This is a genomic window from Nostoc sp., assembly GCF_036917235.1.
In the GTDB taxonomy this organism is placed as follows: Bacteria; Cyanobacteriota; Cyanobacteriia; order Cyanobacteriales; family Nostocaceae; genus Nostoc.
This window is the reverse complement of record NZ_JBALDU010000034.1, coordinates 118,212-139,312: the sequence shown is the minus strand read 5'-3', so window position 1 is coordinate 139,312 and position 21,101 is coordinate 118,212. Positions and strand designations below refer to the sequence as shown.

At 42.4% G+C, this 21,101-nt stretch carries 21 protein-coding genes and 1 pseudogene; 8 read left to right on the top strand and 14 right to left on the bottom strand.

Going from position 1 to position 21,101, the window contains the following annotated elements; all coding sequences use genetic code 11:
* Window positions 1-88: 88 nt before the first annotated feature.
* Both V7K44_RS12040 and V7K44_RS12035 read right to left on the bottom strand, forming a co-directional pair.
* Window positions 89-484, bottom strand: coding sequence for an HNH endonuclease (locus tag V7K44_RS12040; RefSeq protein ID WP_334931669.1), 396 nt, complete (start codon window positions 482-484; stop codon window positions 89-91).
* Between the two features lie 2 nt (window positions 485-486).
* The gene (locus tag V7K44_RS12035) at window positions 487-828 is read right to left on the bottom strand and encodes a hypothetical protein (RefSeq protein WP_094350173.1); all 342 of its coding nucleotides are present in this window, start codon (window positions 826-828) and stop codon (window positions 487-489) included.
* A gap of 10 nt (window positions 829-838) precedes the next feature.
* On the opposite strand from V7K44_RS12035, the gene V7K44_RS12025 reads away from it, so the two are divergent.
* The 5 genes from V7K44_RS12025 to V7K44_RS12005 all read left to right on the top strand — a co-directional run bounded on the left by V7K44_RS12025 (window position 839) and on the right by V7K44_RS12005 (window position 7,020).
* On the top strand, window positions 839-1,972 hold the full coding sequence (locus V7K44_RS12025) for an ABC transporter ATP-binding protein (RefSeq protein WP_442940681.1): 1,134 nt from the start codon (window positions 839-841) through the stop codon (window positions 1,970-1,972).
* Window positions 1,969-2,787 (top strand): ABC transporter permease, encoded by an 819-nt coding sequence (locus V7K44_RS12020; RefSeq protein WP_334931664.1) that lies wholly within the window; start codon window positions 1,969-1,971, stop codon window positions 2,785-2,787. Before V7K44_RS12025 ends, V7K44_RS12020 begins: the two co-directional genes overlap by 4 nt.
* A 119-nt stretch (window positions 2,788-2,906) precedes the next feature.
* A complete protein-coding gene (locus V7K44_RS12015) occupies window positions 2,907-3,707 on the top strand; it encodes an ABC transporter permease (RefSeq protein ID WP_334931662.1) in 801 nt (266 codons plus the stop codon).
* A 126-nt stretch (window positions 3,708-3,833) separates the two neighbouring features.
* Window positions 3,834-6,374 carry a penicillin acylase family protein gene (locus tag V7K44_RS12010; protein ID WP_334931660.1) on the top strand — a complete coding sequence of 847 codons (2,541 nt, stop codon included), beginning with the start codon at window positions 3,834-3,836 and terminating at the stop codon, window positions 6,372-6,374.
* Window positions 6,375-6,576: 202 nt separating this feature from the next.
* Window positions 6,577-7,020: a hypothetical protein gene (locus tag V7K44_RS12005; RefSeq protein ID WP_334931658.1), complete on the top strand. Its 444-nt coding sequence runs from the start codon at window positions 6,577-6,579 to the stop codon at window positions 7,018-7,020.
* A 42-nt stretch (window positions 7,021-7,062) separates the two neighbouring features.
* On the opposite strand, the gene V7K44_RS12000 is transcribed toward V7K44_RS12005, so the two are convergent.
* The 12 genes and pseudogenes from V7K44_RS12000 to surE form a co-directional block, all read right to left on the bottom strand.
* The gene (locus V7K44_RS12000) at window positions 7,063-7,746 is read right to left on the bottom strand and encodes a class I SAM-dependent methyltransferase (RefSeq protein ID WP_334931656.1); all 684 of its coding nucleotides are present in this window, start codon (window positions 7,744-7,746) and stop codon (window positions 7,063-7,065) included.
* Entirely contained in the window at window positions 7,743-8,075 is a 333-nt protein-coding gene (locus V7K44_RS11995; protein ID WP_334931654.1) for a low molecular weight protein tyrosine phosphatase family protein, read from the bottom strand. The genes V7K44_RS12000 and V7K44_RS11995 overlap by 4 nt, the downstream gene beginning before the upstream one ends.
* Window positions 8,076-8,350: 275 nt before the next feature.
* Complete coding sequence (locus V7K44_RS11990; RefSeq protein WP_292716710.1) at window positions 8,351-8,587, bottom strand: hypothetical protein; 237 nt, start codon at window positions 8,585-8,587, stop codon at window positions 8,351-8,353.
* Between the two features lie 49 nt (window positions 8,588-8,636).
* Window positions 8,637-9,116 (bottom strand): aspartyl protease family protein, encoded by a 480-nt coding sequence (locus V7K44_RS11985; protein WP_334931652.1) that lies wholly within the window; start codon window positions 9,114-9,116, stop codon window positions 8,637-8,639.
* Between the two features lie 99 nt (window positions 9,117-9,215).
* Entirely contained in the window at window positions 9,216-12,008 is a 2,793-nt protein-coding gene (gene secA, locus V7K44_RS11980) for a preprotein translocase subunit SecA (RefSeq protein WP_334931650.1), read from the bottom strand.
* 289 nt (window positions 12,009-12,297) lie between these two features.
* On the bottom strand, window positions 12,298-12,900 hold the full coding sequence (locus tag V7K44_RS11975) for a cytochrome C (protein WP_334931648.1): 603 nt from the start codon (window positions 12,898-12,900) through the stop codon (window positions 12,298-12,300).
* 174 nt (window positions 12,901-13,074) lie between these two features.
* A pseudogene (locus V7K44_RS11970) lies at window positions 13,075-13,440 on the bottom strand (type II toxin-antitoxin system RelE/ParE family toxin).
* The gene (locus V7K44_RS11965; RefSeq protein ID WP_334931646.1) at window positions 13,430-13,711 is read right to left on the bottom strand and encodes a type II toxin-antitoxin system RelN family antitoxin; all 282 of its coding nucleotides are present in this window, start codon (window positions 13,709-13,711) and stop codon (window positions 13,430-13,432) included. The pseudogene V7K44_RS11970 and the gene V7K44_RS11965 overlap by 11 nt, the downstream one beginning before the upstream one ends.
* Before the next feature lie 274 nt (window positions 13,712-13,985).
* On the bottom strand, window positions 13,986-14,894 hold the full coding sequence (locus tag V7K44_RS11960) for an AAA family ATPase (RefSeq protein WP_334931644.1): 909 nt from the start codon (window positions 14,892-14,894) through the stop codon (window positions 13,986-13,988).
* A 126-nt stretch (window positions 14,895-15,020) separates the two neighbouring features.
* Window positions 15,021-16,082 (bottom strand): bifunctional riboflavin kinase/FAD synthetase, encoded by a 1,062-nt coding sequence (locus tag V7K44_RS11955; protein ID WP_334931642.1) that lies wholly within the window; start codon window positions 16,080-16,082, stop codon window positions 15,021-15,023.
* 132 nt (window positions 16,083-16,214) lie between these two features.
* Window positions 16,215-17,111, bottom strand: a complete 897-nt coding sequence (locus V7K44_RS11950) for an MBL fold metallo-hydrolase (RefSeq protein ID WP_334931640.1) — start codon at window positions 17,109-17,111, stop codon at window positions 16,215-16,217.
* Window positions 17,112-17,388: 277 nt separating this feature from the next.
* A complete protein-coding gene (gene surE / locus V7K44_RS11945; RefSeq protein WP_292738935.1) occupies window positions 17,389-18,195 on the bottom strand; it encodes a 5'/3'-nucleotidase SurE in 807 nt (268 codons plus the stop codon).
* 300 nt (window positions 18,196-18,495) lie between these two features.
* Between surE and pheS the strand changes: the two genes are divergently transcribed.
* The 3 genes from pheS to V7K44_RS11930 all read left to right on the top strand — a co-directional run bounded on the left by pheS (window position 18,496) and on the right by V7K44_RS11930 (window position 20,560).
* Window positions 18,496-19,488, top strand: coding sequence for a phenylalanine--tRNA ligase subunit alpha (gene pheS / locus V7K44_RS11940; RefSeq protein ID WP_334931638.1), 993 nt, complete (start codon window positions 18,496-18,498; stop codon window positions 19,486-19,488).
* Between the two features lie 44 nt (window positions 19,489-19,532).
* A complete protein-coding gene (locus V7K44_RS11935) occupies window positions 19,533-19,748 on the top strand; it encodes a hypothetical protein (RefSeq protein ID WP_334931636.1) in 216 nt (71 codons plus the stop codon).
* Between the two features lie 308 nt (window positions 19,749-20,056).
* Window positions 20,057-20,560, top strand: coding sequence for a hypothetical protein (locus V7K44_RS11930; protein ID WP_334931634.1), 504 nt, complete (start codon window positions 20,057-20,059; stop codon window positions 20,558-20,560).
* The last annotated feature ends 541 nt before the right edge of the window (window positions 20,561-21,101 follow it).

Below are 21,101 nucleotides of genomic sequence, written 5' to 3'. Positions count from 1 at the left end.
CTAATTTTCAGCGTTGTGTTTCTGCTGAAGAGTTTCCTTGAAATCATTTTAGCGGTGTAAGTGAATGCCTGCGTCAGGTCTGAACAGTTCAGCGCAATCTTTGCCGTTCAGCTAGTCGTTCGTCACTATTTATTTGTAGTAATCTAATCGTTGTACGTCCCATAGGCGTTAATCCCACTAGATTCAGTTCTGAAAATGTGAAGTGTTCAGCCCATTTCTGGGTGCGTGGGTTAAAAAGAAAACTAAAAGCCCCTGTTTCTGGATCAAAAGATCCTAAGTCAGTGCCTTTATGACGATTACATCGCCAGCAGGTGAGGGCTAAATTATCAGCATTTGTTGTGCCACCGTGCTTTTGAGCAATAACATGATCGATCTCATGGGCAAAAAAAGCAACTCCTGCGGGTAATTGGCAATATTCACATCTGTAGTTTGCGCGTTCTTCTACGAGTCGGCGAAGAACAATAGGAATATAGGTTACACTCACGGTCAGCTGGTCAAATAAGATAAGTTACCTGCTTTAATCATCACAACTAAGTGTTCAATACGTTCGTATTCATCTAGTTCTTTCAACTCCGTGGGCGTGAGTTCACCTGCGTTACTGCGTGTTAACAAGGTACGCAACCGTTCTTGCATTTCGGGAGTGGGTTTAAATTCAGCAATTTGTTCGGGAGTGGGGTTGCTAGCCAAAAAATCTAAGATATATCTGTAAACTTGTGCTGGTACAGCTGGTTGTTGGAGACTCAATGCAAGTAGTTCAGGTAAGCGATCGCCTACTTGTGCTAGTTGTTGAGATAATTCCTCTGATACTTCTAGAATGATTCTTGGCATGGGGATTGCATTGGCAATTTACTTATTATTAAATGATATATCTCGAAATTTTTCATTACTCTGGCGATCGCTCCGACATTACTCACCCCAGCTACCTCTACCAAGACAATTCTTAATCCAGCCAAGCTCATTTTTTGCCCCCTGCCCAAATATGTCTCACATTCTTGTCGAAAATCTCAGGAAGACTTTCTTTGTGTCTGAACGTTCCTCTGGGCTTTTCGGTTCAATACGAGGGCTTGTGCAGCGAAAAACTAAAGAAGTTTATGCCCTCAAAGGAGTTTCGTTTTCCCTGGAACGGGGAGAACTTGTAGGATACATTGGCCCAAATGGGGCTGGGAAATCGACCACTATTAAAATTTTAAGCGGTATTCTCGTACCTTCTAGTGGAAAATGCCTAATTGGCGGACGAACTCCTTGGAAAGATCGAATCAAGCACGTTAATCGTATCGGTGTAGTGTTTGGTCAAAGAACACAACTATGGTGGGATTTGCCAGTGATTGAGTCTTTCGATTTGCTGCGGGATATTTATCGCGTTCCCCAATCGGAGTATCGCCAGACACGCGAAGAAATGATTGATTTGCTTGGACTTGAAAGCTTTCTCTCCACTCCGGTGAGACAGTTAAGCCTTGGGCAAAGGATGCGATGTGACTTTGCAGCCGCAATGCTTCACAGACCAGAAATTCTTTTTCTTGATGAACCCACCATCGGGCTTGATGCAGTTTCCAAGCTTGCAGTCAGAAAATTTATCAAAGCGCTGAATAAAACTCATCAAGTAACCACCATCCTGACTACCCATGATATGGATGATATCGAAGCATTGTGCGATCGCATAATTATTATTGGTGGAGGTGAGATCCTTTGTGATGGAACTCTAGCAGCACTGCGTTCTCAAGTTTCCTCGCGTCGGTACTTAAGAATCGACCTAGCAAGCGATGATTTCTTTTTTGAGCAAGAAGGAGTCAGTATTATCTCTAAAGAAGGTAGCACCGTAACTCTAGCCTTCGATCCCACAAAGCTTTCTGCTGCGTCTTTAATTAGTCAAGTTACCTCGCAACATGAAGTAGAGGATCTTTTTGTGGAAAATCCACCCATTGAAGAGATAATTGCTGAACTTTATGCAATTTCAGCCGGAATTATCCCATGAAAGCATATTGGTCACTGTTTGTTGCTAGATTTACACTGCTGTTGCAATACCGTGCTGCTGCTTTGGCTGGCGTTGGAACTCAGCTTTTCTGGGGGTTAGTAAAAGTAATGGTTTTACAGGCATTCTTTACTCATACAACCTCTGCTCAACCTATCACTTTTCAACAAGCTGTAGGATATGTGTGGCTGGGACAGGCATTTCTGATGGCGATTGTCCCTTGGGGAGGTGATAGAGATATTCAAGAACTCATCCGAACTGGTGCTGTCGGATACGATCTTCTTCGACCCACAGACCTTTATAATTTTTGGTTTACTCGCGCTTTGGCACTTCGCACAACGCCCCTGATACTTCGTAGCATTCCGCTTCTTAGTGTCACAATTTTTCTTTTTCCCCTTTTAGGGCTTGATGAATGGTCGCTTTCTTTTCCACCCTCCTTTGCTTCTTTTTTTGCCTTTTTTATCTCTTTTATTGGCGCAATTTTACTTTCGTCTGCATTGACTATGTTTCTTACTGTATCAATGATGTGGACAATTTCGGGCGAGGGTATTAATAGTATTCTACCTACTCTTGTTAGTATCTTCTCTGGCATGATTGTTCCGTTGCCACTTTTTCCTGAGTGGAGCAAGCCTTTTTTGAATGCACTTCCTTTTTCAGGACTAATCGACAAACCCTTTCGTCTTTTTACTGGTAATCTTCAACCAAATGCCCTATTTAATATTTTGCTGCATCAAACTTTCTGGATAGTTGTCATTGTTATTATTGGGCGTATCCTTGTAAAATATGGTATCAAAAAGCTTGTAATTCAAGGAGGATAAGTAAATAATTAGTAATGCTTCGGCTCCGTTTAGTACAAGCTCGTAATTCATAATTCGTAATTTTTTTAGTAGGAAGATAGGTTAGGTAATTTATTTTATATAAAAATTACAAAGCGACTATGAATGATTTTGTACTTTACCTTCGATATATTTCTGTATCTTTCAAGTCGCAGATGCAGTACAAAGTTTCTTTCTGGCTACAAGTCATAGGGCAGCTTTTAGTAACTGCTGTTGAATTTTTTGGAGTTTGGGCACTTTTTAGTCGTTTTAATAGTATTGGTACATGGACTTTAAATGAAGTTGCTCTCTTTTATGGAATAATTAATATTTCTTTCGCCTGTGCTGATGCCCTTGGAAAAGGGTTTGACTCATTTTCAACAATAATTATAAGTGGAGACTTTGACCGTTTACTTGTTCGTCCACGCAGCACAGCACTTCAGCTTTTAGGTAAAGAATTTACTTTGAAACGAATCGGAAGATTATTTCAAGGAATTGTTGTTATGTGCTGGTCACTTTCATCACTCCAGATTCCTTTAACTTTTAAAACTTTATGGCTTTTGGGTACTTCCTTTTTTGGTGGAGTTGCACTCTTTGTTGGCATTGTCATTATGCAAGCAACCATCACCTTCTGGACTATTGAATCTCTGGAAATTATGAATATCCTCACTTATGGAGGAGTCGAAACGGCTCAGTACCCACTTTCGATTTATAACAAGTGGTTTCAGCGATTCTTTACTTTCTTGATACCGCTTGCTTGCGTCAGTTATTTTCCTTTACTTGCAGTACTTGAAAAAGAAGATGCTTTTTTAGTGCCTTTGTGGTTTTGTTATGTCTCGCCAATCGCAGGGATTATCTTTCTGATGGTTGCGCTCCAACTTTGGAAAATAGGAGAGCGATACTATTGTTCTACTGGCAGCTAGTAGAACAAAATTTTAGCTGTGTACTCAGGTGTATTTTAAATGAGCAGATCGCACTTTTCTAAAGATTCTGATTTAATACCTTGTAGTATTGCCTGATTTCACTAAACAATGCCACAAGAAGCTCAAATGAAAAACTCCAGGAAAGGTTGGTTACGTAAAAGACTCAAAATTACTCTGATTTTCCTGTTAGTGCTAGGGCTATTGTTAGTAGGATTTGCCACTTACACTGTGCGCCAATCCTTTCCGCAAGAGAGTGGCACAATTCAACTACCTGAACTGAAAGCCGAAGTAAGCGTCCAGCGTGATAAATGGGGAGTTCCCCATATTTATGCTGCCAACTCCCACGATTTATTTATGGCGCAAGGTTATATCCACGCCCAAGACCGCTTTTGGCAAATGGACTTTTGGCGACACATTGGTTCTGGGCGACTCTCAGAAATGTTTGGTTCTTCTCAGGTTGACACTGATAAATATCTGCGGACAATGGGTTGGGCAAGGGTGGCGCAGCAAGAAATTCAGGAAATTAATGCAGAGATGAAGGCATACCTGGAAGCTTATGCCGATGGTGTCAATGCCTATTTGACAGAGCATCAAGGTAGCGCCCTGAGTCTAGAATACACTGTGCTAAAGTTCCTTAATCCTGGATATAAGCCAGAACCTTGGCAAATACTGCATTCTCTGACTTGGGGTAAGGTAATGGCTTACGACTTGGGCAGAAATTTCGAGAGCGAAATTGAACGTGCTATTTTGCTCAAAACTCTTACTCATACTCAAGTAGAGGAGCTTTTTCCACCATACCCTCAAGACTTGCCAGTTATTTTGCCTGAGTTGCAGCAAGTAGAAACAGCAGGGAAAGGGAGGAACAAGAATGTTGAAGTACTTCTCGATTCTCCAGATATATTACCTGTTTTAGAGTCAATTATTAAGCCGATGATGGCTTTAGAACAACTCATTGGGCCTACGGGAATAGGTATTGGCTCGAACAACTGGGTAATATCTGGTCAGCGAACCACGACAGGTAAACCTATCTTGGCGAATGACCCCCACTTAGGTGTGCAAATTCCCTCTATCTGGTACGAGGTTGGTTTGCACTGCACACCGAAGAGTGCAGAATGTCCCTACAACGTTTCTGGCTTTTCCTTTGCGGGAATGATTGGGGTAATTATCGGTCATAGCGATCGCATTGCCTGGGGTGTCACCAATGTACAATCTGATGTGATGGATTTATACATCGAGAAAATCAACCCAAAAAACCCTAATCAGTATGAAGTCAATGGCAAATGGGTTGATATGCAACTCGTACAAGAGACGATTCAAGTAGCGGGAAGTCAGCCGATTGTGCAAACAGTTCGCTATACCCGACATGGGCCGATTCTCTCTGATGTTTCGCCTAATCTAAAGGATTTCAATCCAAGTAAGTCACTAGAATTACCGCAAAATTACGCCGTAGCCCTACGCTGGACAGCCCTAGCACCTTCCAAACTGGGGTATGCCATTCCCCAAATCAATCGCGCCCAAAACTGGCAAGAATTCCGCACTGCTGCCAGCAATTATGATGTCCCGGCTCAAAATTTGGTTTACGCTGACATTGATGGCAATATTGGCTACCAAATGCCTGGTAAATTCCCCATCCGCGTTAAGGGAGATGGGCGTTATCCCGTTCCTGGTTGGACGGATGAATATGAGTGGCAAGGCTATATTGACTTTGAGAAATTGCCCAAAAGTTTTAATCCACCCCAAGGTTATATTGCTACTGCCAATAATTTAGTTATGCGTGAATATCCTTACCTGATTACCGCAGACTGGGTTTATGGCTACCGAGCAAAGCGAATTGTTGAAATGATTTCACAACAAACGCAGCCGATTTCCCTGAAGGATGTACAGCAGATACAGGGTGATAATCGCAATTTAAATGCACAAACATTAGTGCCACTACTAAAATCAATCGCTGTTGATACTCCCCGCTTGCAAGCAGCCCAAAAACTGCTGCAAGGTTGGAATTTGCAGTTAGGAATGACATCACCTGCTGCTGCTCTGTTTGAAGTATTCTGGAAACACTTGCTAGCAGATACATTTCACGATCAGTTGCCTGAAAAGTACTTTCCTGATGGGGGCGATCGCTGGTATGCTGCGATCGCAAATCTGGTCAAACAGCCCAATAGTTCTTGGTGGGACAATCGCAACACCCCAAAAGTTGAGAACCGCGACCAAATCCTCCGGCAATCCTTTATAAAAGCTGTCGATGAACTAGAACGAATTCAAAGCAAAGACCCGAACAACTGGAACTGGGGCAAGCTGCATACCATTACTTTTCGGAATGCCACTTTAGGTAAATCTGGGGTTGCACCGATTGAAGCTTTATTTAATCGTGGTACATTTGCTACATCTGGTAACGGCGAAACAGTTAATGCTAACCGCTGGAGAGCAAATAAATCCTTTGAAGTCAGTGATATTCCTTCACTGCGGATGATTGTAGATTTGGGAAAATTGGATAACTCAGTAGCAATTCACACCCCTGGACAGTCAGGACATACTTTCCATAGCCACTACAACGATATGGTTGAACCCTGGCGCAAAATTGAATACCACCAGATGTTATGGAAATCAAAGAATGTTACAGAAAATATGACTACCACACTGAGATTAATTCCAAAGTTGGTAGAGTAAAGGACGACACGACTATCTAATTTAAAATGAAGTTATTTGCGTGTAATTACATACACATTGTCGAAAAAATGAAGTATAAAGTAACAGGGCAGAAAGAAAGTTAAAAACAGAAATAAAGATTCTTTTTAGAAAAAGTATTTTCTCTAACCATCCATTTCTACTGTCCAACTTTCACGAAACATAGTTGGAGATCATAGAACCTATGCAACGCGTATTTAAGCAAAGTTTTATACTTTCAGTTACTACTGCGATCGCTTTATTATTTGCAGGTTGTGGCGAAAGTAAAGTTGCTCAATGTAATAAAGTCATAAAGGTTGCCAATCAGGCATCTACTCTAGGTCAGGAATTCAGTAAAAATTCTAATCCTGCAAAAGGTTCTAAAGCTTTAACTGAACTTGCTGGTAAGATAGACCCACTTGCTAAAGAGATGAAAGCACTAGAAGTTAAGGATGAGAAACTGCAAGGTTTTCAAGGACGTTTTCTCACACTCTATCAGAACATCAGCAAGGAATTGAATAATGCAGCAACAGCCATAGATAAAAAGAATCTACCAGCAGCAAAGGGCTTTTTGGTATCTCTGCAAAAGAGTAGTAGCGAAGAAAGTTCAATAGTCAACGAAATTAATAGCTACTGTTCTGGCAAATAATCAATTCTCCTCTGCCTGGAATCTCGATCGCAAAAATAGCGGTTAAATAGTTGGTCGATAACCACCAAAAACAGCAAAGTTAAAATTTTTGTACCAGCAATCCACATTTTGGAACCCAGCTGCTTCTAGCCACCTAAGTTGAATATCAAGGGTTGCCATGCGATCGTATTCCATGCGTTTTTGTGCAGCTTTGAGATCCTCTTCTGAGATCCCCTTAGCGCGGACAGAATCTAACCAGTGTTGGCGATAAAGTTCTTCTAAATCAGGGGTTTTGCCGAGAACTTGATCGGCGTTGACAAATATTCCTCCAGGACTGAGGACATCATAAATCCGTTGATAAAGAAGTTCTTTGTCAATATCTGACAGATGATGAATCGATAAGGCAGAGATTATCAGGTTATATGAACCACCTAAATCAGTCTCAATATAGTCACCAATTAAGATTTTAGGAGATTTACCCATTTTGCTAAATCTCACCTTAGCTTTCTCTAACATTTCAGGGGCTAAGTCAAGCAATGTGAACTCTGCATTCGGGAAAACGGACTGAACCATACCTGAGTAAAGTCCAGTACCAGCCCCCAAATCTAGAACCTTCAGCGGTACAGTGCAATCACCTGGGATGATTTCAACGGCTGTTTTGTAAAAATCATCAAAGCAGGGAATTAGAATACGACGTAAGTTATCATAATCTCCTGCGGCAGAATTAAAAGCTTCTTGAATATTCATTTTTTTATTTTTAATAAAGGTAAAACTTTCTGTTTTAACAACTCAATCAAAGCTGGTTCCATATATTCATAGTCATCTGGTATATCTAAACATATAATTTTTTTATCTTTAAGAAAAGGCTGAAAATTTTTGGATAGTTTATTTTTATGCGATTTTTCCATCACAAAAATAATATCAGCCCATTGAATAGCCTCTGTTGATAATGGTACTTCGGCATAACGATCTAAGCCTGCAGAGTCCGTTTCAAGTTCTTCATATTCAGAAAACACAGCTTCGGCGGTGGGGCTTCGTAGTTTATTTTTACTACAGATAAATAAAAGTTTTTTCATTAAGAGTTTCTTGCCGATTTAACTCCAAAAACGGTTTAACAGTTTAGATAAACTACTTTATATTGTTGATTTGAGTCGTGGGTAGTGCCAGACTCATCTGCATACAGCAAATACATGGCTTTTCTATATTATTAGACAATAAAAATCAGTCAAGGGAAGACCTAGCTCCCGCGATCTGAAAAGTCAGACCTCTTGACTGCTATTTATATTGTATCAGCTACTTTCTAGGCTAACTTGTCTTTGCTAGCCTAGTGATTAAAATAAACTTACTTGGTTTACTGGGTTCGACCAATAGATATACCAATTTTTTGCATCTGGTAGAAACTTTCAGCTTTGCTCCCGATATTCATAAGCTCGATAGCATCAATGAATTCCTTGTGAGGACGTTCGAGGTAAATATTGCCGTTACTGTCGATGAATCTATCTATAATCTGACCTTTTTCCTGTGTCACTACTTGCCAATCAACAATTGTAACTATATTTTCATTAGAGTCTGTGATTCTCGCAAACATAAATAATACACCTAAGTCCTAAAAATGAATTTCAAACAATTGTTTTATATTACTTACTGTGGAGTAATACTTGACAAATTTTTGCATATCTTTGTTTTGAATTCATCGGTAAAACCCGCAACTTTTTATTTTTAAGGTCTGGTTCTAACCCTAAAACTTCCATTGGTGTTACACCCAAAAGGGCATAAGGTACTTCTGTGAGTTCCAGACAATCAAAGGTTCCTTGACGCTCTGCAATACTAAGTTCAACATCTCGGAAAATTCGCCCCTGCTTAACTCCAGCAGCAGTTTCTACCTGGGCTTCTCCACCTTGGACTAAACCTAGTTGACTGATAATGCTAGCAGGTAAACACAGCAAAGTTGCGCCCGTATCAACTAAAACATCATCCAGAGTATAAGAGCGAACTTCCTGCGAAGAAATAAAGCCTCGTTGAGCCAAAACTCGATCAATTCGATTCGTGACAGTGAAGGTAACTATTACTTGCCCCATTTGCTTACCTTGAAGATTTGGCAGTATCAGCTTACCCATTTCAGCAAACTCCTGAAAAAAAATATTTTTTAGAGATGCCTTAAAACACAAAGACGCAAAAGCACTCTTTGCGTCTCTGCGTGATATATATATCCCCTACTACACCATCTCAGACGAAGCTTGCACCATCTGCTGCGGCTGAGGCTGGAACATGAACAACGAGTACACGACATCTCGACGAATATTTACCATCATATCCAAGAAGAGTTCGTAACCCTCGCTCTTGTATTCAATCAGCGGGTCTTTTTGCCCGTAACCACGCAATCCTACCGATTCGCGTAAGGCATCCATTTGTTGCAGGTGTTCCCGCCACAGCGTATCAATGCGTTGCAAGATAAAGAAGCGTTCAGCTTGGCGCATCAGTCCGGGTTGAACTTGGTCAATTTGCGCTTCTTTGAGGTCGTAAGCAATTCGTACCTGTTCGTGGAGGAAGGCTTTAATTTCGCTGACGGTAATATCTTCTAATTGACTCGCTTGTAAATCTGCTAGCAGATAGACGAATTCTTTGACTTTCTCAACCAACTTTTCTAACTCCCACTCTTCCGAGGGCAAGTCTACGTTGATGTAGTAGTCAACGATGTCATCCATCGTTTTTTCAGCGTATTTAATCACCTGTTCTTTCAAATCTTGACCTTCTAACACCCGGCGGCGTTCGGCGTAAATAGCACGACGTTGATTATTCATCACCTCGTCATACTCAAACACCTGCTTCCGAATGTCGTAGTAATAGGTTTCAACTTTTTTCTGGGCGCCTTCCAAACTGCGAGTAAGCATCCCAGATTCGATGGGCATATCTTCTTCCACTTGGAAGGCATTCATTAACCCAGCAACGCGATCGCCACCAAAAATCCGTAGTAGGTTATCCTCTAAACTGAGGAAGAATCTCGTGGTTCCAGGGTCGCCTTGTCTTCCTGCACGTCCGCGCAACTGGTTATCAATCCGCCGTGATTCGTGGCGTTCTGTACCAATTACGTGCAAACCGCCGATTCCCACTACTTCATCATGTTCGCGGGTAGTAAATTGTTCGTATTCCTGCTTAACCCGATTGTAAGCTTCCCGCAATTTCAAAATCACAGGGTCATCGATGGGAGCTTTTTCTGCGGCTACAGCTACCTTGTCTTCTGCTTCCAGTTCCGGTAAACTACGTTCACCATATTCACGCACGGCAATTTCTACTGCATCTTTGAGTAGTTTTTCGGTTTCTTTTGTCAACTGGGTCGGGAAAATTTCTGGCGAAGCCCGCCAAGTTTTGACTTTCTTACCAGGGACAAAGCCTTGACCACCACCATGTCCTGTAGGCAATCCGGCTGCTCTTTGCACGCCAAAGGCATCTTCTGACTCTGGCATGACGATCCGGGGCATAAAGTATTCCCGCAGCTTTAGACGCGCCATATATTCGGAGTTACCACCCAGGATGATGTCTGTACCTCTACCAGCCATGTTAGTAGCAATGGTAACAGCACCTTTTCGTCCTGCTTGAGCGACAATTTCCGCCTCACGTTCGACGTTTTCCGGGCGGGCGTTGAGTAATTCGTGGGGAATTGCCAATTCCTTCAGCAGCCTACTCAGAAGTTCAGATTTTTCTACACTAGTAGTTCCTACTAATACAGGTCTACCGAGTTCGTGCATTTCGGCACATTCTCTAGCGATCGCCCCCCATTTGCCTGCTTCTGTCTTAAAGACCATATCAGACAAATCTTCGCGTCTGCGATCGCGGTTGGTGGGAATTACCGCAACTTCGAGTTTGTAAATTTTTTCAAATTCTGGTTCTTCGGTTTTTGCCGTTCCTGTCATTCCACCGAGTTTTGGATATAGCAAGAACATATTTTGGTAAGTAATTGTCGCGAGAGTTTGAGTTTCTGGCTGAATCTCTACGTGTTCTTTCGCTTCAATCGCTTGGTGTAATCCATCACTCCAACGCCGTCCGGCTAGCACCCGACCAGTAAATTCATCCACAATTACTACTTCACCATTGCGGACGATGTAATTTACATCTTTAAGGAAAAGTTCCTTGGCTTTAATTGCATTGAAAATGAAGTGCGCCCAAGGATCTTCTGGGTCAAATAAATCTGTGACTCCCAAAAGATTTTCCGATTCCGCAAACCCTTCATCTGTCAATAGAACGTTACGAGCTTTTTCATCTACATCGTAATGTTCGTCTTTTTTGAGTGTGAATGCTATTTCAGCAGCTTGCAGATATTTTTCTGTAGGTCTTTCTACCTGCCCAGAAATAATCAGTGGTGTCCGCGCCTCATCAACTAAAATCGAGTCCACCTCGTCAATTACGCAATAATTAAACGGGCGTTGCACCACATCTGCCATTGATGTTGCCATGTTATCCCGCAGATAGTCGAAGCCGACCTCGCTGTTGGTAACATAAGTAATATCGCAGTCGTAGTTTTTCTGGCGTTCGCTAGGAGTCATGCTTGACTGAATTAGCCCCACACTCAGCCCCAAGAAGCGATGCACCTGTCCCATCCATTCAGCGTCCCGACGAGCCAGGTAATCGTTTACAGTGATGACGTGTACACCTTTACCAGTAAGGGCATTTAAGTAACTTGGCAAGGTAGCGACTAGTGTTTTACCTTCACCAGTTTTCATCTCGGCAATTTGCCCCACGTGCAAAATGATACCGCCAAGGAGTTGGACATCAAAATGCCGCAAGCCTAATACTCGCCGTGCTGCTTCCCGGACAACGGCGTAAGCTTCTGGCAATATGTCATCTAGGGCTTCGCCTTTAGCGAGCCGTTGTTTAAATTCGACGGTTTTACCTTTTAACTCATCATCGGAAAGAACCTTAATTTCTTCCTCTAAAAGGTTAATTTCAGTAACAGAAGGTTGGTATTTTTTAAGCTTACGAGCGTTGGGGTCGCCCAACAAAAGTTTTAGCATGGCAGGTTATAGAACTGAATCAAGGGGGATGGGAATTAAAGGGTTGGCATTGATTATAAACATTTAACCCAGCCCAAACGTCTTGGTCGTGGATGGGTGTGAAATGAAAATTACCTCAAAAACAGGATAAAAACTAGCCAATCAGTTTATTAAATGATTGGTTTGAACTCTTATCTTATATTTACTCTTTCTTCATAGTATCATTTTGCCCCCAGATGAGAGAGCAGGGGGGGGCAGAGGAGCAGAGGAGCAGGGGGGGAACTTTCTCAGGATCTTTCCCCTCTGCGCCCTATCTCCTCTGCCCCTCTGCTTCTTGTGATGTCAGGCGGCGGAAATTGTAATCATTAGCACTGGGATGACAGCTGACACAGCTGCCAACTTGGACGGGACGTGGTAACTCAACTCCTGGATGCAAAGCTTTGAAATAACGCGAGTTGTTGACGCGATATGGTGTTTCTTCATCGTCTAGCTGCACGCGGGAGAAAGTCGAAAGATATTTCCACACCAAGATGCGTTGCGGATCGACTAAAGGCTGGAGTTGTGCGCCGTAGTGCTGCGAGTCTTGCAGGATATTTTTCCAAGTTTGGGTAGGTAAAACGGCTGGTGGTATAGCAATGTGACATCTGGAGCAGCTTTCTAAATACAGTTCTTGCCCCAGTTGGTATTGTGCAGGTACTACATCAACAGTGCCAATTTCAGCGGGAGGATTCGCACTTTGGGCGTTAGTTGCCAAGGCTAGAAGCCAGCCCATAGCTAAACTCCACGTTATAATTACCAGAAGTAAACCGAAAAATTGGCGTTTGAATTCACGTTCGGCGCTTGGCTGTAGTGCTTGGCGTTGCCGTAGCCCGCCGTAGGCATCGCGGATTTTGCGCTTAACAAAAATTGACATTCCTCACATTCCCAGATATTTAGAAGTGGCGCTTGTGCTAATCATAAGACTTACGCAGTATTATCAGTGTTTCAAGTTTTGCGTAAGTAGTTTTGGCAAGCAACGTATCTTTCATATCCACCATATCCACAACAGTACACCACTGACTATGGAAGGAAAAATGTCCTAGCAGATTTAATCTTCGATACTATAAAAATCAGCCATAATATCTCGGATTTCATTTATATTAATATCTTCTCGGTCAGATTTGGAATAAATCGTTAATAGCAAAATACTTGTAGGTGACTCAACTTGATAAATTAATCGCTATCCAGCACTCTTACCTTTTTGGATACTACTATTACGAACTCTCACCTTATAAACAACATACTCCTCACCAATGCCCGCAATGCAATCGCCGACAAAACTCCCTTGTTGTAATTGCTCGATAATCGGTTGAACATCAGAGCGAATATTGCGAAATCTCTTTGAAAGGTCACGCAAGTTTTGTTTATATTCAGGAGTTAAATCGATGAATACCGATGGCTGTTCATTCGGCATCAATTCCCTCCCACATTTGAGATAGTGGTAAGCGTTGCCCACCTTTTGCTTGCTGGAAGGCTCTCCTCAAGCTAGCTTTAATCTCCTCAACGGGTGTATCGTCAGGGTCAACCTTTTCTGCTTCTTCTGCTTCTGCTTCTTCTGCTTCTGCTTGTTCTGGAACCAATACAATCACCCGAACCTGATGAGCATAAGTGTTTCCCTGAATCGGCTCATCTAAAACTAGATTTCCTTGAGAGTCAATCCTACCAGTAACTTCGATCGCTTTCATTTATTGTCTACCTAATTTTGTAGGAGATCCTAACACGCCCAAATTCCGGCAGGTTCAGGAAACTTAAGTTCAGTCAAGTCTGAATATTATGAGGTATTTACTAAAATGGTGGTGCGAGGAAATTTCCCTGATAGTTTGGATGAATTGATACGCAATGTGCAAACTGACGCAGAAAGAACCGGAGTAAAAGCCTAAAAAAATATTTTCCTCAGCAAGAAATGCAGTTACCACCACCTCGGATAGCGGTTTTTGAGTTCATCGAACTCACGTTACCTTAAGGAATAGAAACCGATCGCAATAATCGCTCAACAACAGTTCTTGCATTGCGTCCTCCTCTAGGGATAAGTCGATGGCACAGAACATAAGGGACAAGAAATTTCACATCATCGGGAATGGCATAATCACGCCCTGATAGAAAAGCTAACGCTTGGGCAGCCCGTTGTAATGCTAATGTGCCACGCGGACTTACACCAAGGGCGATTTCCTCATCTTGACGTGTTGCCCGCACTAATTCGAGAATGTATTGTTGCAAGGAAGTTGCTACTTTTACTTGAGAGCAGAGGTAACGCAATTCCTGAACTTCTGCCAAGCTAACACAAGGCTGTAAATTAGCAACTTTTACACCATTTTGGAGATTTTGCAGCATCAGGAGTTCTTCTGCTTCAGAAGGATAGCCCAAACTCAGCGACAACATAAACCGATCCATTTGCGCTTCCGGTAGGGGAAAAGTACCTTGATACTCGATAGGGTTTTGAGTGGCGATTACAAAGAAGGGCTGGGGAACTGCACGAGAGACACCATCGACTGTTACCTGATGTTCTTCCATAACTTCTAATAAAGCTGACTGAGTGCGGGGTGTGGCGCGGTTAATTTCGTCAGCTAATAGCACATTGGTAAAGACTGGCCCAGGAAGAAAAGTAAATTCGCCGCTTTTTGGGTTCCAGATGTTGGTGCCAGTAATGTCAGTTGGCAATAAATCGGGGGTACATTGTAACCGTTGAAACTTGCCATCCAGTGAACGAGCTAAGGATTTAGCAAGCAAGGTTTTACCAACACCAGGGACATCTTCTAGGAGAGCATGACCACCACCTAGCAATGCTACTAGCACTAAACGTATTGCCTCAGCTTTGCCAACAATGGTAAGAGCTAGATTTTGTGTTAAAGCGTCGATTTTTTCTCTCATGCGTTGTAGGGAGTGGGGAGTGGGGAAGTAGGGGGCAGCACTTCGGCTACGCTCAGTGACCGAGGAGAAGTTGCAGTAAGTTTTTCCCTCTGCCTCCTGTGGCCAATGCCCTATCTATTGTTCCCACTAAGCACTCAAAACTTCTCTAGCGACAACGCAGTCAAGTTGAATTTGTGTTTTCAGGGCTTCGAGAGAAGGAAATTTTTGTTCGGGGCGCAAAAATTTAACTAGCTGCACAACCAGTTTTTTGCCATACAAATCACCAGACCAATCCAATAAATGTACTTCCACAGATGAATAAATACCATTTACAGTTGGACGATTACCGATATTCATTACGCCCAAGTTCTCACTAGGAGCAGTATCTGTTGTTTCATCGAGAGTGAAAACACGGACAGCGTAGACTCCTTGGCAAGGCAAAAACTTTTCTTTTGGTAATTGGAGGTTGGCGGTGGGAAAGCCAATTGTTCTGCCCAATTGTTGACCTTGAACGACATCACCAAGAAAGGTGTAAGGGCGTCCTAGTAATAGATTTGCGTTTTCGATATCTCCCTGCTCAAGGGTTTGGCGGATCAATGAAGTGCTAATGCGGGCATCCTGAGTTGGAGTAGTACTGACGCAATTACTTTGGGTGGGCAAGTCACCTGTATAAGTTTGTAAGGGAACGATGGTAACAGGGATATTGTGCTTGGCAGCGAGTAATTGCAAATCTTGAGCAGTACCACTGCGCTTTTCGCCAAAACAAAAATCCTGTCCGATGCTAATTCGCTGGCATCGCAGTTGTTGCACGAGAATTTTTTCGACAAATTCTTCGGGGGTCAACGCAGACAATTCTTTGTCAAAGGGTAGTAGTACTAATTGTTCTACTCCAAGCGATCGCAATTGCTGGACTTTTTCATCCAGTGGCGTTAACAAAGTCCGGGGTTGCCCTGTAAAGAACTCTTGTGGATGGGGGTCAAAGGTGACAACTGTTGAATAGGTATATTCTTGATTTGTCAGTTGATTTCCCTTTGAGTGCGGACTACTAGCTCCTGACAAGTTACCAGTGTGCAAGACTGGTTGAATTACCCTTTGATGACCAAGATGAACGCCATCAAACTTGCCAAGGGCAACAGCAGTCGGCGTTAGTAGCCCAACGCTAGAAAAAGCAACCCGCACAGAACACCCATTTTTAGACAAATTTAGCACGTGGATTCTGAGATTTTAGGTTTATTTTAGCTCTCAGCAGGAAGCTACCCTATGGTAAACCGCCTTCAGGAGCGCTGAAAGCCTCTGATCACCAATCTAATCTAAAATCTCCAATTCCTCCGATCGCAATCTTTAGGTAGAAAACTTGCTAACAGGAAAAGATTCTGATAAGACAACTGAGGTCGGAACGTGAAGTACCAATCCTTCCCGTGCCATAATAGCACCAGGAAATTTTTCAGCAGCTTGTTTACCTACACGATCCAAAAAGTCATCATCGTGCGCCGGGTCGTGGTGGTAAATCACCAGAGTTTTGACGTTAGCAGCTTGTGCCACTTTTACTGCTTCTTGCCAGGTAGAATGTCCCCAGCCAATTTTCGGGGATTTTGGCGAGTGATATTCCTCGTCTGTGTAGGTAGAATCGTAAATTAAGATGTCAGCATTCCGAGCTAGCCACAATACATTGTCATCGAGTCGATCGGGAAAATGTTCGGTATCAGTGATGTAAGTAGCTGCACCACCACGCCAGTTGACGCGGTATCCGACAGCTTCACCTGGATGGTTTAAAGGTGCTGTTTCTACGGTAAGGTCATCAATGTGGATTGGTTGCCCCGGCCGAACATCGTAGAAATTTAAATTGGCTTGCATAATTTGCAAGGGTACGGGAAAGTTCGGGTGCAACATTTGATCGTTGAGGCGCTGTTCTATGGTAGAACCATCAGGTGCGATCGCGCCGTAAATATGAAATTCATTCCCCTTCACAAACCCTGGCGTAAAGAAGGGAAAACCTTGCATGTGATCCCAGTGAGAGTGGGTAAAAAATATGTGAGCTTCTAACGGCATTTGGCGCAACAGAGATTGCCCCAAAACATGTAGTCCCGTGCCAGCATCGAAAACTAAGCGTTTATCGCCCGCTTGCATTGATATGCAAGGGGTATTGCCGCCGTAACGAACAGTGTGTGGCCCTGGGCTGGGGATGCTGCCGCGAACGCCCCAAAATTGTACGGTAAATTGATTCTCTATCCTAGACATGGGTGTTGCTTGCTGGACTGAGCGGGCGATAAATGAAATAATTGTTACTTATTTTGTCTGAGTTTATGCTGTCTCTCCGATTTTGCTAGAGGGAGGATTTCTTGGTAAAACAGCATATCCTGTTTCTGGCTGATTGTGTAAATGTGAATGAAATACGTCAGTGAGAATTTCCCAGGTTTTGGGGTGAATGTGTATCGGTTATTTCAAGATTGCCCCTACGTTATAGCCTACATTTTTCCGTGATGCATTTGAATAACCACATTTTTGTCCTGATAAATCAAATGATTCCAGGAAAATTGAATTCCCACTCCGATAATTTCTCTAATCCAGTTGCGTAAGTAAGATTGTATTGTAACGGAGTAATACTGATGTAGTTTTTACGTACAACTTCCACATCTGTAGGTACATTTTGAGGCAGATTTAATCCGCTTGGGGGTTCCACATCCTCAATTACCTCTCCGGTTAACCAGTAGTACGTTTTTCCACGAGGATCGACTCGTTTATCAAATACATCAATGTAACGCCGTATGCCTTGACGGGTGAGAGCAACTCCGGCAATTTCTTCCCATTTGACCGCAGGAATATTGACGTTGAGCAACATTAAATCTGGCAGCGGTTTTTGGGCTAACTGGTCTACGAGAACTGTGGCAAACTTAGCAGCAGCTTGAAAGTCTTTAGATGTGTGACTCATAAGACTCAGCGCCACACTGGGAATGCCTTCAATTAAACCTTCCATTGCCGCAGAAACAGTGCCAGAATACAAAATTTCAGTTCCCAAATTCGCACCTTGATTAATACCAGAGACAACCAAATCGGGGGGAGTTTCCAGTAAAGCCCACAGCGCCAATTTGACGCAATCTGAAGGCGTACCATCACAAGCCCAAGCTTTGACAGCAGGATGAAAAATCTCTTCAACAATTTCGGCGCGAATGGGTTGGTGTAAAGTTAACCCGTGTCCAGTTGCCGATCGCTCTCGATCTGGGCAAACTACACTCACATCATGACCAGCCTCTGCCAAGTAGTTGGCTAGGGTACGAATCCCCAGGGCAGAAATGCCATCATCGTTGCTAATTAGTAATTTCATGGTCATTAGTCATTAGTCATTGGTCATTGGTTACTTGTACTGAGCGTACCCCTCCGGGGAAGCAAGCTATGCGTAGCGTCTCGTAGAGAAGCCGTTGGCGCAGCCTCTCCAAGAGTTGTATTAGTTAGTCATTGGTCATTAGTTATTAGTTATTTGTTATTAGCCATTTGTCAATGTCTGAGGTCACAAGCAGCAAAAAAATATTTATACTCGCTAGATAGTGTGGCGGAATTTTGCTTACTTTAAAGCTTTTGACTATAGACTAATGACTAATGACTAATGACCAATGACTAATAACTAATGACTAGCAATTTAGAAGCTCAACTTTTAGCACTGCGGCAAGAAGGAGAAAAAGCGATCGCAGCCGCCGACACCCTAGAACGTCTGGAGGAACTCAGAGTTAACTATCTGGGTAAAAAAGGGGAACTGGGGGCACTGTTGCGAAGTATGGGGCAAATGAGTGCAGAGGAACGGCCAAAAATTGGAGCGATCGCCAATACAGTCAAAGAATCCCTGCAAACTAGTCTAGACCAGCAACGCGTCGCCCTGGAAGCCGCACAAATTCAGGTACAGCTAGAGGCGGAAACTCTGGATGTAACTATGCCGGGTATTTACAGCCCCCAAGGTCGCATTCATCCCCTCAACGGCATTATCGACCGCGCACTGGATATCTTTGTTGGTATGGGCTATACCGTGGCTCAAGGGCCAGAAATGGAAACAGATTACTACAATTTCGAGGCTCTCAACACCCCGCCTGACCATCCCGCCCGTGATATGCAGGATACCTTCTACCTGCCAGATGGGAATCTTCTGCGGACTCATACTTCGTCAGTGCAAATTCGTTACATGGAAAGAGAAGAACCACCCATTCGGGTTGTTGCTCCAGGGCGAGTTTATCGGCGAGATAATGTAGACGCGACTCACTCGGCTGTTTTCCATCAAATAGAACTTTTAGCCATTGATGAGGGACTAACTTTTACAGACCTCAAAGGCACAATTAAAGTATTTTTACAAGCAATATTTGGCGATTTGCCAATTCGTTTCCGCGCCAGTTATTTCCCGTTTACTGAACCCTCGGCTGAAGTTGATTTGCAGTGGAATGGGCGGTGGCTGGAGGTGATGGGCTGCGGTATGGTCGATCCAAATGTACTTAAGTCGGTGGGTTACGATCCAGAAATTTATACAGGGTTTGCTGCTGGTTTTGGTGTAGAACGCTTTGCAATGGTGTTACACCAAATCGATGATATTCGTCGTTTGTATGCTAGTGATTTGCGGTTTTTGCAGCAATTCTAGGCATACGTAATAGTTATGTACTGTAAGCAGGGTAACAATAAATAATGACCTCAATTTCCAGGTTAGATCAAGTTCTAGAAACTATCGAAAATTTATCAGTAGATGAACAAGAAACATTAATTGATCTGATAAGTCATCGGTTGGCAGAACGGTGGCGTTCTGAAATTGCTGCTAATATCGCTCAAGCACAAGTAGAATACCAGTCGGTAAAAGTGTTCCGTGGAACTGTTACTCAAATAATGGATGAGTTACGTAAGTAAGAACTGTAGTTCTGGCATCATCGTATAAACGAGCATTTAAGCGATTGGTACGACTACAGCCAGAATTGCAAGAGCGAATTGAAGAGCGGTTAGCACTCCTAACCGCCGATCCATTTTATCCATTGTTGCAGACTCATAGTGCTTAAAGCTGTAAGTGTGACTGTGGTCAAAACTACGGAAAGTTAATATATATGGAGCTTGAGTATTACAAATAATACTTACATTGTAAAACACTTGGTTTTCGCACCCAAGCCAGACAACACCTTCAGCAGTTTATTACTTCATTTACTTCATTTACCGAAAAAGAATTGTGGACTCACGAGTTTCTAGAAAATCAAGAATGCGAATATGAATATGAAATTCGCTATGAGCTTTATGAACAGGTTGTATTTCCTGTTCTTCTTAGTGGTTATCAAAAGCGCGATCCTTGGTCAGTTTTGTGGCTTGCTCGTACAGCCAACAATTTTTATAAAGCAAAGCATCTCCACAAGCAGATTGACTTTAAAACAGACTATGGGTTACTGAAAGAATGTTACTTGCTCGCTCCCAACAAGAATGAAGTACATAAAGACTTACTAAGTGTTCAGATTCGATCGCTTCAGAATTGTATTCATGAATATCCAACCGGGATACTATATGGAGCAGTAAATGGGGCAACAATAGATGAATGCCAGGAGATTATTTCAGAAGTTGAGTTTGCTAGAAAACTTGATATTGAAAAAAATCAAGAAAAATTCCTCAATGAGGTTCAGTCGAAAGTGCTTGAATACATTGTTAGACTTCGGGCTTACAAACATCAAGGTGTTCAGTAAGTTTATCTAACCACCTTTTGATTTTTGAGGCTTTATTTAACTATTCCTGAATGATCTTGAATATTTCCTAAAGGTTCAAATCTACCATCTAAGTATTTGGCGAGAAACTCTTCTGCGATCGCGGGTTTATTGGTTTACAAATGTTATATCAATCTGTAATAGCCTTCGGGAAGAGGGACAATTAAAACATTAATAGTACATAAACAAAATATTTTTACGTAAATTTATCGGTAAATAATATGAAGAAGATACATTTTTGTATCTTGAAGCAAAATATCTAAGTAAATACGGTAGTATATAGTGAGTGTCAGGTTATTAAATATTCTCTATTTTAAAGCTAAACATCTATGCAGAATTGCCCGCGAGGAGGGTATAAAAATCTATTTGCCAATCAATAGTTGATTATTTTCTCTTCTAGTAGGACTTAGACGCTGGCAAGAAACTAAATATCAAGTGTGAATTTTAGGCATTCAATTGTCAGATTTTTTGATACTTGTTCACTTATTTATAGTGAACAAAGATGATTAATTTAGCCTGAAAT

Coding starts and splice junctions, on each gene's coding strand:
- V7K44_RS11950 (WP_334931640.1), bottom strand. CDS start 17,111: ATGTCTAGGATAGAGAATCAATTTACCGTACAATTTTGGGGCGTTCGC.
- V7K44_RS12010 (WP_334931660.1), top strand. CDS start 3,834: ATGAAAAACTCCAGGAAAGGTTGGTTACGTAAAAGACTCAAAATTACT.
- surE (WP_292738935.1), bottom strand. CDS start 18,195: ATGAAATTACTAATTAGCAACGATGATGGCATTTCTGCCCTGGGGATT.
- V7K44_RS11960 (WP_334931644.1), bottom strand. CDS start 14,894: ATGAGAGAAAAAATCGACGCTTTAACACAAAATCTAGCTCTTACCATT.
- V7K44_RS11985 (WP_334931652.1), bottom strand. CDS start 9,116: ATGGGTAAGCTGATACTGCCAAATCTTCAAGGTAAGCAAATGGGGCAA.
- secA (WP_334931650.1), bottom strand. CDS start 12,008: ATGCTAAAACTTTTGTTGGGCGACCCCAACGCTCGTAAGCTTAAAAAA.
- V7K44_RS12035 (WP_094350173.1), bottom strand. CDS start 828: ATGCCAAGAATCATTCTAGAAGTATCAGAGGAATTATCTCAACAACTA.
- V7K44_RS12020 (WP_334931664.1), top strand. CDS start 1,969: ATGAAAGCATATTGGTCACTGTTTGTTGCTAGATTTACACTGCTGTTG.
- V7K44_RS12015 (WP_334931662.1), top strand. CDS start 2,907: ATGAATGATTTTGTACTTTACCTTCGATATATTTCTGTATCTTTCAAG.
- V7K44_RS11995 (WP_334931654.1), bottom strand. CDS start 8,075: ATGAAAAAACTTTTATTTATCTGTAGTAAAAATAAACTACGAAGCCCC.
- V7K44_RS11935 (WP_334931636.1), top strand. CDS start 19,533: ATGACCTCAATTTCCAGGTTAGATCAAGTTCTAGAAACTATCGAAAAT.
- V7K44_RS11965 (WP_334931646.1), bottom strand. CDS start 13,711: ATGAAAGCGATCGAAGTTACTGGTAGGATTGACTCTCAAGGAAATCTA.
- pheS (WP_334931638.1), top strand. CDS start 18,496: ATGACTAGCAATTTAGAAGCTCAACTTTTAGCACTGCGGCAAGAAGGA.
- V7K44_RS11975 (WP_334931648.1), bottom strand. CDS start 12,900: ATGTCAATTTTTGTTAAGCGCAAAATCCGCGATGCCTACGGCGGGCTA.
- V7K44_RS12000 (WP_334931656.1), bottom strand. CDS start 7,746: ATGAATATTCAAGAAGCTTTTAATTCTGCCGCAGGAGATTATGATAAC.
- V7K44_RS11990 (WP_292716710.1), bottom strand. CDS start 8,587: ATGTTTGCGAGAATCACAGACTCTAATGAAAATATAGTTACAATTGTT.
- V7K44_RS12005 (WP_334931658.1), top strand. CDS start 6,577: ATGCAACGCGTATTTAAGCAAAGTTTTATACTTTCAGTTACTACTGCG.